Consider the following 16,767-nt stretch of genomic DNA (forward strand, 5'->3'; position numbering starts at 1 on the left):
AATTCAAATTTGAAGTATTTCATTAGATTTACCTCACTATAAAAAGACCCGACTGGGTCTTCTCCAGTTATTTCAAAATTTACTGTTAATAAACACTATTGATATAATTATTGGAAGTAATGCAAACACTCCAAGTAAGACCAGTAACCAATGAAATGGAATCAAACTCCTCTTTTGAGTACTATTTTTACTTTTAGAAAGAATGATTAAAAAAACGATAAACCAAATAATATAATATTCTTTCATTTCTCTCACCACCAATCAATAGCTGGCATATGTGCAATGGTCCAAGTACATATAAATTTTTCCTGAATTTGGATGTTGGTTTATCATATCTGCCGCTTCTGAGAAACGTGAATGAAAAGCAAGCGTTCCGGCAGCTAGTATAACAGCAAGTACAGCGTCAACAGGACCTGTTTCCAACCCTACCGCAGCAATGGCACCTATAACCCCCACTGCCCCTTCGGCCGTTGCACATTTACGAAATGTATCTCGCATCAATGTACCACTAGCCTTTGTATTATATTTCCAAAGAATTCCCACCGAAATAGGGCTTGCAGATACTGAACGTAGGCGTGGGTTTTGAGGAACACCTGATACAATTACTTCATCAGAAGTATAGATTTCACCAGTTTGAGGATTTTGATAAATTACCTCCGACTCTACTTCTAAATCTAGAGTGTCATTTTCACCCAAAGTTTTATAATTAACTAACGTAGCTTGTTGTGGCATTTCGGTTGTAATGATATCTGCATTAACTACAAGCGGAGATAACGCTGACAAGACAACCACCGAACTCATAAGAGTTGATAAAATTTGTTTTGTTTTCATAATTTACCTCTTTCTGCCCAAATTCAGAAAGAAATTATCTTTTCTGAATCAAGCTGATGATATTTTTCTCATGTTGAGAGCTTCCTTTCATTTTTTACTTTGTTTTCTTGGCTGCGCTCAGTAGCTTGCGAATTTGTCCATTGGTTTTTCCTCGTTTGTTTTTATTTTTGTCTCCTTAACTTTATTGTAGCACCGATTTCGAAAGCACAAAAAAAAGATTCAAATTGAATCTTTCCCTATAATATCACTTAACCATTGAGGAAAATTATAGTTTTTCACATATTTATCATAGAGTTTTTGGTAGGTTTTTGCTAAATTTATACTTCCTTCCCAATCAAAAATTTCGATGACTTTTTTCATGCTTTCAATTCCCAGAAGTCGTTCTTCACCTTGACCATAAAAAATACAATAATAACCTTTAGTAAAGCGATAAATCAATCTAGAATATGCGTCTTTTTCATGACAATATGCTTTGACCAGAGCCAGACATTCTTGCGCTTCCTTTTCTTTCCCTTCTTGGATACAAGTCACTGCTCCGCGACAGGCGATTTGACAAATAATTTTGCGATAACGTGTACGATTGGCTAACCTTTGATGATGATGGCTCAAATCTTGAATAATCGCTTTTATCATTTCTGACGAAAATTGCTCAATGGTATCTGACAAAATGAGAAGTTCATAAAAACTAAATATTTCAATTCCTAAAATAAAAGAACTTAACTCAACCACTTCGTTTTCTGTCAACTTTTCTAAGCGTGCTTTGGCACAAAGAGCAATCAAATGTTCGCCAATTTGCTCACATTGCCAGGCAATATCTTTTAGTTCTTCAATATTATTATTCGTTGCCGCTTGGTCAATTTTACTAAATAATTCTTCGTAAAAATTATGTTTAAAATTATTAAGATAATAATCATATTCAGAAAGTTCCAGGTGAAGAAATTCAAGTAAAGCATCAATTTGGTCAAGATTTAAATAACCTTCCCCACTAAAAAAACGAGAGAGGCTACTTTTAGGAATTCCTGTTTTTTTGATAATTTCATTTTTCGTGATTTCTTTAGCTTCACAGAGTTCTTGAAGTTTTAAACCATAGTATTGATTGACCATTTGTCTTGTCTCTCCAGTCGCAACTTTATGGTCATATTATACACTTTTCTCATTATTGTTACAACAGCGATTTTTTTGTAATATAAAAAAGCTTGTCAAGCTCTGACAAACTTTTTTACTGACAGATACTAACTGTCAATCTTCTTCATTGTAAACATAACCTAGGTGTTCATAGGCTCTTTGGGTCACCTTACGTCCCTGTTTAGTTCTCATCAAAAATCCTTTTTGAATCAAATAAGGTTCATACATATCCTCGACCGTTTCACGGTCTTCGGCAATATTTACCGCCAAAGTTCCAATCCCAACAGGACCACCGTGGTACATTTCAATCATTGTGCGGAGGATTTTTTGGTCAATATAATCCAAACCAGCGGCATCAACATCAAGAATAGACAAGGCCTTATCGGTAATTGCTTTATCCACTCGGCCATCCCCCATTATTTGAGCAAAATCACGCACTCGTTTAAGTAAACGATTGGCAATCCGCGGAGTCCCTCGACTACGTAAAGCAATCTCTAAAGCGGCATTATCAATAACTTCGACTTCAAAAATATCAGCTGTTCTTTTAACAATTTCTTCTAAATCACGCTCTTGATAATACTCCATATGACTTGAAATTCCAAAACGGGCACGCAATGGATTAGAAAGCATTCCAGCTCTTGTTGTTGCCCCAACTAGAGTAAATGGCGGCAAATCTAAATGAACCGAGCGTGAACCATCACCAGAACCAAGCATAATATCAATGTAGAAATCTTCCATAGCGCTATAAAGAACTTCTTCAACTTGCATTGGCATCCGATGAATTTCATCAATAAATAGCACATCACCAGGTTCCAATTCATTCAAAATTGCAACTAAATCTCCTGGCTTTTCAATGGCAGGACCCGCTGTTTGTTTAATATTAACTCCCAACTCATTGGCAATGACAAATGCCATTGTTGTCTTACCAAGTCCCGGAGGACCAAAAAGTAGTACGTGGTCCAAAACTTCTTCACGCATTTTTGCTGCTTTAATAAAGATTTCTAATTGTTCTTTGACTTTATCTTGACCAATATATTGATTAAAAAATTGCGGACGTAGAGATTTTTCAATACCGTAATCTTCTTCCATTGGCTCTTTGTTTAATATATCGTTCATCTTATCTTGTAATTCTCCTTTTAGAGATGATTTTTGATGACTTATGTGAAGCTGTCAGTAAATTTTACTGACAGAAAGACTTGAATGACTGTTTTTGATGTCTGTCAGTTCTTTCTTCAAACTTTTTTATTTCATCATAAGTTTTAAGGCTGATTTGATATATTCTTCGCTGGTCAGACCTGTTTCTTGAGCTAATTTTTTCTCAATTTTCTTCAATTCTGTTGCTTTATAACCCAAAGCTTGTAGCGCTTCAATCGCTTCTTCCAAAGCAAGATTGCCAGCAGGTCCAGCATCAAGAAGAGAAATACCTACAGTTCCTGTCGCATCAAATTTCCCAGCCAAATCAAGCACCATCTGCATGGCTGTTTTTTTACCAACTCCTGGAAATTTAGTTAAATACTTGATATCACTATTGTCAATAGCAGTGATTAAACCTTCGTTATCAGCCGCCGCAATGATGGCCAGAGCTGATTTTGGCCCAATCCCAGAAACGCTGATCAGACGTAAGAATAAAGCTTTTTCGGCTTCGTTAACAAAACCATAGAGACTGTGGGCATCTTCACGAATGACTTGATGAACATAAATTTTTACTTCTGTGTTCATCAAAGCCGACCAAGCGTAAGGGTTAGCTACACTGATAAGATAGCCAATTCCTGCTACATCAATTACAATATTTGTTGGGGAAATTTTTACTAATTTTCCATTAAGATATTCAAACATTTTTTTACTTTTCTAATTTTTTTGATTGACAAACTCCCTTATTCAAGTCTGTCAGTAGTTTTTATCTATTTTTTTACTGACCAACTTCATCATTAATCTGTTTAGTCACTTTTTACTCAAAATCTTTCCACGAAGCTGCTTTTGAACGATGCGTTTCTTGGATTCTCCGGAACATTTTTTGAATGTCATTCCCTGAAAAATGAACAATCGTTGGCCGTCCATGCGCACAACTATAAGGATTTTTACAAGTTGCTAATTCTGCGAGTAAAGCTCTAGCTGATTCGGCATCAAGGGGATGATTAGCTTTAATTGAACTTTTGCAAGCAACCATTGCAGCTAAATCATGACGATATTTTTTGAGTGAAAATTCTTTTGATGAGAGAATAATATCAATCATTTCATTAATTGATTTCTCTATCTCGGTTTCTTTTAACCAGATTGGATGTTCTCTTAAAATGAACTGATTTTCTCCGTATTCTTCTAAGAAAACACCGGCTTCATGTAACAAATCTTTCTTCTCGGCTAAAACAATAAAATCATTTTTGGCTAAAGTGAACAAATATGGCGCAAGTAAAATTTGTTGCTCCATACTGACCTCACCAATTTTATCTTTCCAATACTCATATTTTATTCGCTCTTGAGCCGCATGTTGGTCAACCAAATAAAGTCCTTCTTTGGACTGACAAAGTAAATAAGTCGCATGCAATTGTGCCAAGTATTCAAGCTGCGGAAAAGTTGATGACTGACTTATCTTTGCTTCATTATCAAAATCAATTCCAAAGTTGCTGACAGTATTTTCTAGACTGTTGTCAGTAATTTCAGTAGTACTTTCAACAGTTCTGTCAGTCATTTTTTCACTGACAGCATCTGTATTAAGTTGATTTTCTGTAAAATTATCAAAAGTTTGTTCAGACGAATCATTTGAATCTTGATTTTTATTGATTTTAAAAGTTGCCTCTTCTCTGACATAAAAATCTTGGCGAACATTATCATAATATAAAGGATTATTTTGCAAAGGAAGTTCCGTTTGAACAGAAAGACTCTCCTTTTCTTTAGCTCTTCCTTGCAAATTTTCCAAAGCTTCTGGAATCAAAACACCTTCTGATAAAGCCTCATCAATTGCTTTAGAAATTAAAGCCATCAATTCACGCTCTTTAGACAAACGCACCTCTTGTTTTGTCGGATGAACATTAACATCAGCAAGTGTTGGGTCAATTTTAATCGATAAAATAGCAAAAGGGAACCGTCCCACCATCAATCGATTGCCATATCCTTCTAAAATTGCCCGATTCAATAAAAAGTTTTTGATAAATCGACCATTTATTAAAATCGTAATATAATTACGATTAGCCCTTGTCAGCTCTGGTATGCTGACATAACCTGTTAGTTCAAAATCTAAGTCTGAGCCCTTGATTTGACGCATTTTTTTCGCTGTCCCTATGCCATAAATTGCAGCAATAACCTGACGTAAATCACCATTTCCAGCCGTTTTCAAAAATTCTTTACCCTCATTAACTAAAGTAAAGGAAATCTCTGGATGAGCCAGACTCAATCGGTTGATGATGTCTGTGATATGAGAAAGTTCAGCCTGCAAGGACTTGATATACTTGAGTCTTGCTGGTGTATTATAAAAAAGATTAGCAACAGAAATTTTCGTCCCCACGCGCTTAGCAAGTGGTTCTAAAGTTTCGATATTTCCACCTTTAGCAATTAGTTTTGTTCCTGATTCTTCCTCAGCCGTACTTGTTTCAATGGTCATCTGGCTGACAGAAGCGATTGATGGCAGAGCCTCCCCCCGAAAACCGAGTGTTCTAATCCGAAACAAATCTGCCGAATACTTGATTTTACTTGTTGCATGACGACGTAAAGCCAAAGCCACATCTTCTTTTTCCAAACCCAAACCATTATCAATGACTTCAATTAATCGCAAACCAGCTTCTTCAACATTGATAATAATTTTACTGCTTCCAGCATCAATTGAGTTTTCGACTAATTCTTTGACAACACTAGCAGGCCGTTCAACCACCTCTCCAGCAGCAATTTGATTGGCGAGCGCTTCATTTAGTTCAATAATTTTTCCCACAATAATCTCGCTCTCTTGTTTTTTAAAATTAATTCTAATTATAACACAAAAAGCAAGGGCTCGCTTTTCATTTTTTACTGACAAAAAATGATAGACAAGATGAAAATTGTCTATCATTTTTACATTAATTAGTAGTTTCCAAAATCGCGGTAATCATTATCAAAATTATTATAGCTGTTAAAAGCAAAGACTAATACGAAAATAAGAATCAAAATTGCAATCACAAATAATACAATTCCAATAATGAATGCAACGAAACCTGCTCGATTCCAACCGTCCATGACCTTACGGAACTCTTCCTCATCACGATATTTATTATCTCGATTTTCAAGTGCCCATTTTTCGCCATTAAAACCAAAAACAATCATCCATACAATCCCAAAAATCCAACCTATCCATGGGATTAATCCAATCAAAATCAAGAGTCCCAAATAAGCACGGTTGGCAATCCCAAACCACATTGGAAAAGAGAAAGCTCCCCAGTTCCATTTAGTTTTAATTTCATCTTGATTTTCTAGTGAGCGATTCTGAGGAATATCTGCATAAGCTGATTGTTCGCTCGTTTTCTCTTCGACTTTTGAATCAAGTGGTTCACTAGCAGCAATTACTGGTTCTGCAATCACTGGTTCACTTACAAAACCTTCTGAAACTTCAGCCTTGGCAACTACTGGCTCATCAAGTACAGGCTCAGAGGCATCCCATTCACTAATATCACTCTTAGTTGTTTCTTCTTGAGAAGCAAGATTCTCAGAATTTAATTCTTCAGTTGGCTCCACTTGAGTCTCTGGAATTTCTTGCCCTTTAAGTTCTTTTTCATTTTCCATGTTTAGCTCCTTTTTATGTTAGCTTCTACTCAATTCATCTTTCAATGAATCTCTTTTTAAGTAATTATAGCCTTTTTCCTTAGCTTATTTACAGAATAAGCTTCGATACCAAGTTCAAAGTGAATCTTTAAGTTCCCACAAGAAATTCAAAGCCTCTCTTGCAGTCATATTATCAACATTTTGCCTTTTTATCTTTTCAATAATTTCTGAAGAATTTTCAGCAAAATCAAATAAACTAAGTTGTTCTTGTTCATCAGCAACTTTTTTAGCAGGCAAAGGTTTATTTTCTAACTTCTGCAAAATCAAATCTGCTCGCTCTAACAAAGGCTGTGGTAAACCTGCAATTTTCGCCACATGAATCCCATAGGATTTATCAGCTGGCCCCTCTGTTATTTTATGCAAAAAAGTCACATTCCCATTTTGCTCCAAGGTAGCAACATGGACATTATCAAGATGATCGAGCGCTTCATCTAAGTCTGTCAATTCATGATAATGCGTAGCAAACAAGGTCTTTGCCCCAATATGGTCATGAACATATTCAATAATTGCTTGAGCTAGAGCCATCCCATCATAAGTTGCCGTTCCTCGACCTAATTCATCAAAAATAATCAGGCTGCGACTGCTTGCCTTTTGAATGGCATGATTGGCCTCAGACATTTCAACCATAAAGGTCGATTCCCCTGAAATCAAGTTATCACTGGCACCAATCCGTGTAAAGATGGCATCAAAAATTGGTAAATTGGCTGTTTCGGCTGGAACAAAAGATCCAATTTGAGCCATAATCACCGTCAAAGCAAATTGACGCATGTAGGTTGATTTACCTGACATATTTGGTCCTGTAATTAGCTGAATATCTGTTTGTTCAGGCAGTTCAATGTCATTTGGCACATATTCTTGAGCACCCATGACCGCTTCAACTACCGCATGACGACCGCCTTTAATTTCAACAATTCTTGAACCGTCTGTAAGCGTCGGACGGATATAACCTTGTTTTTCGGCAACGACAGATAGACTTTGTAAACAGTCAATTTCAGCAATTGTTTTGGCTAGAGCTTGTAGTCTGCCAATATATTGCTCCGTTTCAGTCCGAAGGCCCATGAATAAATCATATTCTAGAGATGATGATTTTTCACGCGCTTCCAACATAATTTCTTCAATTTCAGTTAATTCCTGAGAACCAAAACGCTCAGAATTTTTCAAAGTTGCCTTCCGATAAAAATGCTCAGGAACACTATTCAGCTGACTTTGGGTAATATGAAAATAATAACCATCCTTACGATTATAATCAATTCGCAGTGTGGAAATTCCTGTCTTGGCTTTTTCATCTGCTTCCAATTTAGCAATCCAAGAAGTCCCATTTTCAAGAGCCTCCCGATATTTATCTAATTGAGCATTGTAGCCTTTTTTAATAATGCCCCCTTCAGTAATCGTTCTTGAGGCATTCTCACTAATAGCTGAATTAATTAAACCAGATAATTCTGGAATTTCGTCTAATTGGCTTTTTAACTCTTCTAATGGAGCTTCATTAAGCATTCCCAAAATATTTTTGATAGCAGGAACATTTGATAAAGAATTAGCCAGCTGCAAAAAATCAACTGGAACAGCCTTACCAAAAGAAACACGTGAAGCCAAACGTTCTAAATCGTAGACCCCTTTTAAGGCTTCTATCAAATCAGAACGCTCAAAGAAATGGTCTAAGAAAATTTGAACAATTTCCATTCGTTTTTGAATGGCTGAATTTGAAACCAAAGGACGGTCAATCCACGACCGTAACATTCGGGTTCCCATCGCTGTTTTCGTTTCATCAAGCAACCAATAAAGTGTGCCATGTTTTTTATTTTCTCTTTTATTTGCCGTCAGCTCTAAAGATGATTTTGTCGCAAAGTCCATTTGCAAAAAGTCTTTAATTTCATAATGTTCAACTTCTTGTAAGTGACTCAAATCACGCATTTGTGTTTCTTTTACGTAAGCCAACAATTTTGAAGCGACTTGATTTTCTAAAGCGGTCAATCCTGACAAATCTATTAGTAAATTTTCAGGAATTTCAATTTGTTCTGAAATCAAAAGATTCATTTGTCTTTCAAAAACTTTTAATTGACTTTCATCTAAAGTAAAACCAGCTACAATTTCCCGCGCCTTGAGTGAAGCAATTTCTCCTACCACCGCTGAAAATTCGCTGAGCTCTGTCACCTTGAATTCCCCAGTTGATAAGTCCATATAAGAAAGAGCATAATGTTTATCTTTGAAGTCAATTGCCACCAAGAAATTATTATCAACCGAATTTGCAGTGTCAATCGTTGTCCCTGGGGTAATCACCTGTGTTACTGCCCGTTTAACAATTCCGACCGCTTTTTTCGGGTCTTCCATTTGTTCAGCAACAGCCACTTTGTAGCCTAAATCAACCAATTTATCAATGTATTCAGCTGCTGCATGGTGAGGAACACCAGCCATTGGAATTGGATTTTCTGAATTTTTATTTCTTGAAGTCAGGGTTAATTCTAATATTTGGGCAGCATTCACTGCATCATCATAGAAAAGCTCATAAAAATCACCCATCCGAAAGAGCAAGAAAGCATCGGGATAATCTTGTTTGATGTCTAAATATTGTTGCATTCCTGGTGAAATTTTTTCAGCCATTTTTCTTCCTATCCCATCTAAATTTTACTGACGAAATTCTTAGCATATCCGTAAGAAAATTTAACACTAAATATCCTAAAACAGAAATTCTGTCAGTATTTTTTTATTATATTTTTACTGACAAAAATTCTAGCATCTCCATAAGCAAGCTTACATGGCATATCCTATGCCAGAATTTCTTGTCAGTACTTTTTATTCACCAGTTTCCAACAAAAGATTTACTTTTTCTTCTAATTCACCAGTGATATATTGAACTAAATCATTGACATCCTCTAATTTTGTAGCATAATCTTCTACCAAAGGATGATGCTTAATCCGTTTTTCAATGACTTGAGCCGACTGTGAAGTCTTTTTGTAAGCTTGTATTTTATCAATTTTTTGATATAAAACAGCCTCTTTTTGTAGAGCTTTCATTTCTTCTTGAGCTTTAAAAAGTTCTTGATTAGCCATTAGTGCTGTTTCAGCTCGTTGAAAATCTTTAACATAATCAAGACTTTTTATTTTTTCAACAAGCAAATCCACTAAGTCATCATAGTGCATCTCAAGCCCTCCTTAAAATTTCATTAATTACTAATTATTTCTTTCATTAAAACTCTTAGACTTTATAAAATAATTATAACATATTTGGTAAAGTGACGATACTTCGCTTTATAAATTAGGGTGAAATCTATAAAATATATTTAGTTTTTCAATCACTTCAACTTTTTTATCTATAAAAACAGCCTGAAATGTTCAGGCTGTTTTGCGCTATTTCTCTTATTCTGGACGATGTCCATTTGGCCACCAAAGTTTAATCAAAGCTTGAGTCCCATCATTTTCAAAGCCTTTATCAGCTAATTGCTCATAGAGTTCCTTTGCCCCTTTAGTTGCAGGAAGTTTAAGATTCATTTTTTCTGCCTCAGAAAGTGCAATCCCTAAGTCTTTGATGAAATGCTTAACAAAAAATCCTGCACTATAATCTTCACGGAGAATCCGAGGACCGTAATTAGCCAAAGACCAAGTGGCACCAGAACCTCCCCCAACAGTATTTAAAACTTTATCCAAATCCAAACCAGCCTTTTGGGCATAAGCTAAAAGCTCTGTCATTCCAGTCATTGTACCCGCAATACAAATTTGGTTAGCCATTTTGGTGTGTTGTCCACTTCCAGCCACCCCTTGATGAGTAATAGTTTTTCCCATTTTTTCAAATAAAGGTAAAGCTTTCTCATAAGTTTCTGAATCACCACCAACCATAATGGTCAGTGTCGCATTTTTTGCACCCAAATCTCCTCCAGAAACAGGGGCATCAAGTGCGAAAGCTCCAACTTTTTTAGCTTCTTGATAAATTTCTTGTGCTAAAGTTGGCTCAGTCGTCGTCATATCAATAAGAACTTTTCCTGAACAATCATTTTTGAAAATTCCTTCTGCACCAAAATAAACTTCGCGGACGTCCTTAGGATAACCAACAATTGTAATCACAAACTCAGCTTGAGCCGCAGCCTTTTGTGGATTTTCAGCATAAGTTGCACCACGTGCCACAAGACCGTCCGTTTTTGATTTTGTCCGATTATAAACAATTAAATCATGACCTGCGTCCATAAGATGACCAGCCATTGCGGCTCCCATCACACCCGTACCAATAAATGCTATTTTTGACATTTCTTCTCCTTTACTTAGCAGATTTATAAAATCTGTTTCGTCTAATTTTGGTAATCACGACGTTTACGGGCTTTATCTCCCCGCAACCGTTTGATTTTTCGGTTACGATATTCATCCAATTGATAAGTTTTCAACCATTTTTCAATAGCCACTCGTGAATTTCCTGTTTCTTCGCCAATACTTGATAAAGAGCGTAAAGGATTTTCATCAATGATTTTCTCTAGTTCTTCTCTTGTTAATCTAGTCATATTTCTCCATCTCTTAAAAAGCTCAAAAGAGCAAAAAACGGCCAGCTTCCAGCCAACCGTCCACTTAATCATGGGGAAGAAGGGATTTGAACCCTCACGCGATTTCTCGCACATGCACCTGAAGCATGCGTGTCTGCCATTCCACCACTTCCCCTTGCGAATTCTCATAAGCTCGTCATTTTACGTAAGTCGCTAAAGCAACTACTTCAAAGGCACTTCCCCTATGGGTCATAACACTTTTCTATAATATCAGTTTAATAAAAAAAATGCAAGTTGAAAATCCGCTATGACGCCCTATTTAAGCACCTCCGTGCCCTACAAACATCGCAACAATTAATATAATCAAAACCAAAGTTGTAATTGCCACATAAAGTTTATCACCTTCTTTTGCAAAAGCCACAATTGAAGCAACTACTCGCAAAACAGGAGTCAAAATTAAGAGGAATAATCCAGTCATCAACCAAGCCAATGCTTTAAATTCAACTAAACCGCTTAAAATTTCATTAAATTTATCTGGCCAAACCCCTTCAGCGTAACCTGAATGGCCGCTTAGGAGAAACATCAAAATTCCAATAATAATGACTGTAGTACTAACAAATACACCAATCCTAAGAATTTTTCCGATATTTCGCTCTATTTTGAGTAACTCTTCTTTTGTTAATTCTTTATTTACCATTAGAACGATACCCCCAATCCTTTAAGCAACATTTGCAATGCCATAATTAAAATAACTGGAATGAAAATCAATCGAATTGTTTTTGCTGGTAACTTAGGCATAATTTTTGAGCCCAAAGCTGCACCGGCAACAATCCCAATAGCAAGCGGACCTGCTAAACTTGGATTAACATAGCCATTGAAAAAATAAACCGTTGCAGAAGCCGCTGCTGTTACCCCAATCATCAAATTTGAAGTCGCTGTTGAAGCTTTTAAAGGCATTTTCATCATTGAATCCATTGCCATGACCTTAAAGACCCCAGAACCAATTCCCAAAAGACCTGATGCAACACCAGCACCAAGCATTACAGCAGCACCACCTGGAACCTTTTCTACTTGATAAGGAATTTCTTTGCCAAGTTGTTTATCGTAATAACTTGAGTTTAATTTTAACTTCTCAGCTATCTTATCTGACTCAACCTTTTGAACAACTTCCTCACCTTTATGCATTTTCCGCCACATATTGTAGCCTTGGAAAATCAAAAGACAACCAAATAAAATATTTAAAATCGTAGCATCAAAAAATCCTGCTAAAATTGCACCAACTAAACCACCAATTGTGGTAAATATTTCCAAAAACATAGCGGTACGAACATTAATCATATCATCTTTCAAATAAGAAATGGCCGCACCAGAACTTGTTGCAATAACGGCAACAATACTTGCCCCAATGGCATATTTAATATCAACACCAAAAAATGTCGTAATAATAGGCGTGATAATAATTCCACCCCCAAGACCCAAAATTGAGCCAAATACCCCTGCGACGAAACCAAGAAGTAACATCAACAGAGTAAATACTAATAAAGACATGTGTTTCTCCAATCTAATAACCCTATTCTACCAAAAACTTTTTAAAGCTGCTTGTTCCTTTGATTAAGATACTTTATCAAGAACATTTAAATCCTATTCTATTTTTTACAACCCCAATTTATGATATAATTCTTATAAGATTAATGCTTCACAAGAGTTTTTGAGGCAACTTATTGGAGGTTAAAATGAATAGACAAGAACTTGAGACACGACTTCGTCAAGAGCTAGCAATTCCCTTTTATAATGCTAAAATAGCCGAGCGCGATTATAGCGAATCCGAATTTCAAGAAATGAAAGCTGAACTCAAAGCCGATATTGAACAGTACGCTCATGATTACGTCAATGAAACTAATACAAATGGTTAAATTTTACTGACAGAACTTCTAAATCAGTCTGTCAGTAAATTAATTATTGTTTTTTAAAAAAGGAAAAAATATGACCGAACAAAAACAAGCACTTTTCACCATCTTCGGAGCAACTGGTGACCTCGCTAAAAGAAAGCTCTACCCTTCACTCTTTCGCCTTTTCAAAAAAGGTGAGCTAGCTGACAATTTTGCAGTCATTGGTACCGCTCGCCGTCCATGGACAAACGAATATTATCGTGAAGTTGTTTTAGAGTCTATCAAAGATTTAATGAACTCAAAAACGGAAGCCGAAAATTTCGCCAGCCATTTTTATTATCAAAGTCACGATGTTAGCGACAGCTCACATTACATTAACTTAAAAGATTTGGGTGAAAAATTGCGTAAACAGTATAAAACTGCGGGCAATCAAGTCTTCTTTTTAGCAATGGCTCCTCAATTTTTTGGCACTATCGCTGAACACCTTAAATCAGAAAATATTTTGACAGGTGAAGGTTTTGAGAGAATCGTCATTGAAAAACCATTTGGAACAAGCTACGATACGGCAAAATCACTTAATGACAGCCTCGCGAAAGTATTTAGTGAAGAACAAATTTTCCGAATTGACCACTACCTTGGAAAAGAAATGATTCAAGCTGTTTCGGCTGTTCGTTTTGCCAATCCAATCTTTGAATCGCTTTGGAATAATCAACACATTGATAACGTTCAGATTACTTTTGCCGAATTTATCGGCGTCGAAGACCGTGGCGGTTACTACGAAACTTCTGGTGCTTTAAAAGATATGATTCAAAACCATGTCTTACAAGTACTCAGCCTCATTGCCATGGAAAAACCTGAAAAATTTGATGAAGCTTATATTGTAAAAGAAAAAGTTAAAGCTCTTAACGCAATCCGTCAATATTCTTCTGAGGAAGCTTTAGAAAACTTCGTTCGTGGTCAATATATCGCAGGACGTTTTGACGGTGAAGATTACCTAGGTTATCGCGAAGAAGATTCTGTTGCAACAGACAGTCGAACTGAAACTTTCGCTGCTGGAAAATTTGTCATTGATAATGAGCGTTGGTCAGGCGTTCCTTTCTATGTTCGCTCAGGAAAACGTATGACTGAAAAAGGAACTCGTATTAATATCGTTTTCAAAAAAGATAAAGACAATCTCTTTGCAGAAAATTGCGATGACCAATCCGTTCAAAATGTTTTGACCATTTACATTCAACCAACTGAAGGTTTTTCACTTTCAGTAAATGGAAAAGCGGCCGGTCAAGGCTTCCATTTAGAGCCTTTGCGTTTGAATTTCCGACACGATAGTGAATTTCTTGGAAATTCTCCTGAAGCATATGAAAAACTTTTCCTAGACGTCCTTAATGGAGACGGAACAAATTTCTCACATTGGGAAGAAGCGGCTCGCGCTTGGGAACTTATTGATGTTATTCGAGAAGCTTGGGATAAAGAAACTTCTGAGCTCCCAACTTATGCGGCTCGCACAATGGGACCTAAGGCTGCATTTGACTTACTAGAAAAAAATGGTCACGAATGGGCTTGGCAACCTGATTTATGGTATCAAGAACGTGGTTACTACAATAAATAACGAAAAAAACCTATCTTAACGATAGGTTTTTTATCTTTTCCACAAACCTTTACACAGTTTTCCACACATTTGTGGAAAGACTTCACAATTCTGTGGAAAACTTTTCGTTTTTATCAGTAAAATAAGATAAAAAAAGGATTTTACTTGTGAATTTATTTTTCCACAGGTAAAATTCTTTTTTGAAATCTATTTTTATAAACTTGTTTTCCACACAGGCTCACCATCTCGAGCAATCAATTTTTTCCAAACGCGTCGTTCACGCCAACGATTAACTTGTGTACTCCAAGAGTCTGATGCAACCAAAGGTTTGACCAAAATACTTCTGACGCCGGCACGATGAGCAGCTCTAATATCCGTCATCAATTGATCACCAACCATAATCACATTTTCAGGACGCTCATCAAGCAATCTCAATGCTTTTTTTATCCCCCAAGCAAAAGGTTTCATTGCCCGCCAAATATATTGAACACCAAACTTTTCCACAGCACGAGCAACTCTTGCTTGTTTATTATTTGATACAACCACCACTTTTAAACCATTTTCTCGCATATCCAAAAGCCAAGCCAAAAGCTCTGGAGTTCCGTCAGGATTATCCCAGGCAATTAAAGTATTGTCCAAATCCACCATTACGGCACGAACATTCAAGGCTTGCAGACGTTTAGGGTCTAGTTGATAGACAGCTTCCACTAAATAATCAGGCTTATAATTATCAATTTTCATGCCCCTATTATATCAAAAACTTACAGAAATTCCTGTTTTCTTCCCTAAAAATACTGACAAACTTGTCAGCAAAAAAATAGAGAACAAAATTACTGACAGAACAAAAAAAAGCCGCCAAGAGCGACTTTTATTTTTATTTAAACTTATCAAAGAAACCTTTTTTACCTGAACCAGAGACTTCAACACCGCTTGCTTTAGCAAAAGCTTGGAGTGCTTCTTTTTGAGCTTGATTCAAATTCTTAGGAGTGACAATATTGATAATAACATATTGGTCACCATTACCAGAACCACGGAGTTTTGGCGCACCTTTACCTTTTAGACGGAAATTAGCCCCCGTTTGTGTTCCAGCAGGAATTTTCAACTTCACATTCCCATGAACAGTCGGAACCTCAATTTCATCACCTAAAGCAGCTTGAACAAAGTCCATTGGCATCTTGTAGTAAATTTCTGCACCATCACGCTCAAATTTGTCTGAAGCTTCCACTTGGAAAACAACATACAAATCACCATAAGGTCCACCATTCACACCAGCATCACCTTGTCCTTGCAAACGCATTTTTTGTCCAGTTTCAACACCAGCAGGTACAGTAACCTTAACAGTATGTGCCACTTTTTCATGGCCTGAACCATGACAAGTTTCACATTTCTCTTTGATTTCTTTACCTGTTCCGTTACAAACATCACATGTTACTTGTGTTTGCATCCGTCCAAGCGGTGTATCACGAACAACATTAATTTGTCCACGGCCACCACATTTATGACAAGTTTCTGGATGTGTGCCAGCTTTCGCTCCAGAACCTCCACAAGTGTGACAGAGTTCTTCACGATTATATTTGACTTGTTTTTCCACGCCAAAAATAGCTTCTTCAAATTTTAAGTTTATCCGATACTGTAAGTCATCTCCTTGACGGGGTGCATTAGGGTTAACTTGTGCACCACCTCCTCCAAAGAAACTTGAGAATATATCTTCAAAACCACCAAAGCCACCTGAGCCGCCGCCGAAACCAGAGAAACCAGAAGCTCCGCCGAAGCCGCCGCCACCAAAGCCACCATTGGCTCCAGCTTCACCATATTGGTCATAAGCAGCACGTTTTTGTTCATCCGAAAGCGTTTCGTATGCTTCTTGAACTTCTTTATATTTTTCTTCAGCACCCTCTTCTTTATTTAAATCGGGGTGATATTTTTTGGACATTTTACGATAAGCTTTTTTTATTTCATCTTGACTGGCATTTTTATCGACACCTAGTCGTTCATAATATTCAGTATTATTCATTTCTAAATTACTCACTTCCTTTACTAAATCAATTTTTCAATAGCACTATTTTACCACGTTTTTTCATTTTTGGCAAAA

General features: G+C 36.6%; 16 protein-coding genes and 1 tRNA gene. 2 read left to right on the forward strand and 15 right to left on the reverse strand.

Annotated elements, in window-relative coordinates; all coding sequences use genetic code 11:
• Window positions 1-261 precede the first annotated feature (261 nt).
• The 13 genes from LDP15_RS07295 to LDP15_RS07355 all read right to left on the reverse strand — a co-directional run bounded on the left by LDP15_RS07295 (window position 262) and on the right by LDP15_RS07355 (window position 12,749).
• Window positions 262-831: a hypothetical protein gene (locus LDP15_RS07295; protein ID WP_015427216.1), complete on the reverse strand. Its 570-nt coding sequence runs from the start codon at window positions 829-831 to the stop codon at window positions 262-264.
• Window positions 832-1,050: 219 nt separating this feature from the next.
• On the reverse strand, window positions 1,051-1,935 hold the full coding sequence (locus LDP15_RS07300) for an XRE/MutR family transcriptional regulator (RefSeq protein WP_015427217.1): 885 nt from the start codon (window positions 1,933-1,935) through the stop codon (window positions 1,051-1,053).
• A 135-nt stretch (window positions 1,936-2,070) separates the two neighbouring features.
• Complete coding sequence (gene ruvB, locus LDP15_RS07305; protein ID WP_003131994.1) at window positions 2,071-3,072, reverse strand: Holliday junction branch migration DNA helicase RuvB; 1,002 nt, start codon at window positions 3,070-3,072, stop codon at window positions 2,071-2,073.
• Between the two features lie 126 nt (window positions 3,073-3,198).
• A complete protein-coding gene (gene ruvA, locus LDP15_RS07310) occupies window positions 3,199-3,792 on the reverse strand; it encodes a Holliday junction branch migration protein RuvA (RefSeq protein ID WP_003131995.1) in 594 nt (197 codons plus the stop codon).
• A 112-nt stretch (window positions 3,793-3,904) separates the two neighbouring features.
• Window positions 3,905-5,875, reverse strand: coding sequence for a DNA mismatch repair endonuclease MutL (mutL, locus tag LDP15_RS07315; protein ID WP_042230802.1), 1,971 nt, complete (start codon window positions 5,873-5,875; stop codon window positions 3,905-3,907).
• Between the two features lie 128 nt (window positions 5,876-6,003).
• Complete coding sequence (locus LDP15_RS07320) at window positions 6,004-6,699, reverse strand: hypothetical protein (protein WP_225513534.1); 696 nt, start codon at window positions 6,697-6,699, stop codon at window positions 6,004-6,006.
• A 114-nt stretch (window positions 6,700-6,813) separates the two neighbouring features.
• Window positions 6,814-9,336: a DNA mismatch repair protein MutS gene (mutS, locus tag LDP15_RS07325; RefSeq protein ID WP_015427219.1), complete on the reverse strand. Its 2,523-nt coding sequence runs from the start codon at window positions 9,334-9,336 to the stop codon at window positions 6,814-6,816.
• Between the two features lie 192 nt (window positions 9,337-9,528).
• Complete coding sequence (locus tag LDP15_RS07330; protein WP_015427220.1) at window positions 9,529-9,876, reverse strand: RicAFT regulatory complex protein RicA family protein; 348 nt, start codon at window positions 9,874-9,876, stop codon at window positions 9,529-9,531.
• Between the two features lie 216 nt (window positions 9,877-10,092).
• A complete protein-coding gene (locus LDP15_RS07335) occupies window positions 10,093-10,974 on the reverse strand; it encodes an NAD(P)-dependent oxidoreductase (protein ID WP_015427221.1) in 882 nt (293 codons plus the stop codon).
• Window positions 10,975-11,015: 41 nt separating this feature from the next.
• Entirely contained in the window at window positions 11,016-11,222 is a 207-nt protein-coding gene (locus LDP15_RS07340) for a hypothetical protein (protein WP_003132002.1), read from the reverse strand.
• A 71-nt stretch (window positions 11,223-11,293) separates the two neighbouring features.
• Window positions 11,294-11,376 (reverse strand) — tRNA-Leu (locus LDP15_RS07345).
• Between the two features lie 144 nt (window positions 11,377-11,520).
• Window positions 11,521-11,898, reverse strand: a complete 378-nt coding sequence (locus LDP15_RS07350) for a DUF1634 domain-containing protein (protein ID WP_003132003.1) — start codon at window positions 11,896-11,898, stop codon at window positions 11,521-11,523.
• Window positions 11,898-12,749 (reverse strand): sulfite exporter TauE/SafE family protein, encoded by an 852-nt coding sequence (locus LDP15_RS07355; protein WP_010906392.1) that lies wholly within the window; start codon window positions 12,747-12,749, stop codon window positions 11,898-11,900. The genes LDP15_RS07350 and LDP15_RS07355 overlap by 1 nt, the downstream gene beginning before the upstream one ends.
• Window positions 12,750-12,934: 185 nt before the next feature.
• Here LDP15_RS07355 and LDP15_RS07360 point away from each other — a divergent pair, with 185 nt between their 5' ends.
• The gene (locus tag LDP15_RS07360) at window positions 12,935-13,114 is read left to right on the forward strand and encodes a hypothetical protein (protein ID WP_003132007.1); all 180 of its coding nucleotides are present in this window, start codon (window positions 12,935-12,937) and stop codon (window positions 13,112-13,114) included.
• 70 nt (window positions 13,115-13,184) lie between these two features.
• Window positions 13,185-14,696 carry a glucose-6-phosphate dehydrogenase gene (gene zwf / locus LDP15_RS07365; RefSeq protein ID WP_015427223.1) on the forward strand — a complete coding sequence of 504 codons (1,512 nt, stop codon included), beginning with the start codon at window positions 13,185-13,187 and terminating at the stop codon, window positions 14,694-14,696.
• A gap of 192 nt (window positions 14,697-14,888) precedes the next feature.
• Here zwf and LDP15_RS07370 read toward each other — a convergent pair whose 3' ends face one another.
• On the reverse strand, window positions 14,889-15,416 hold the full coding sequence (locus LDP15_RS07370) for a YqeG family HAD IIIA-type phosphatase (RefSeq protein WP_003132009.1): 528 nt from the start codon (window positions 15,414-15,416) through the stop codon (window positions 14,889-14,891).
• Window positions 15,417-15,549: 133 nt separating this feature from the next.
• Window positions 15,550-16,689 carry a molecular chaperone DnaJ gene (gene dnaJ, locus LDP15_RS07375; RefSeq protein WP_010906396.1) on the reverse strand — a complete coding sequence of 380 codons (1,140 nt, stop codon included), beginning with the start codon at window positions 16,687-16,689 and terminating at the stop codon, window positions 15,550-15,552.
• Window positions 16,690-16,767: the final 78 nt, after the last annotated feature.

This window comes from Lactococcus sp. SK2-659 (genome assembly GCF_020218185.2).
GTDB classification, from domain to species: Bacteria; Bacillota; Bacilli; order Lactobacillales; family Streptococcaceae; genus Lactococcus; species Lactococcus lactis.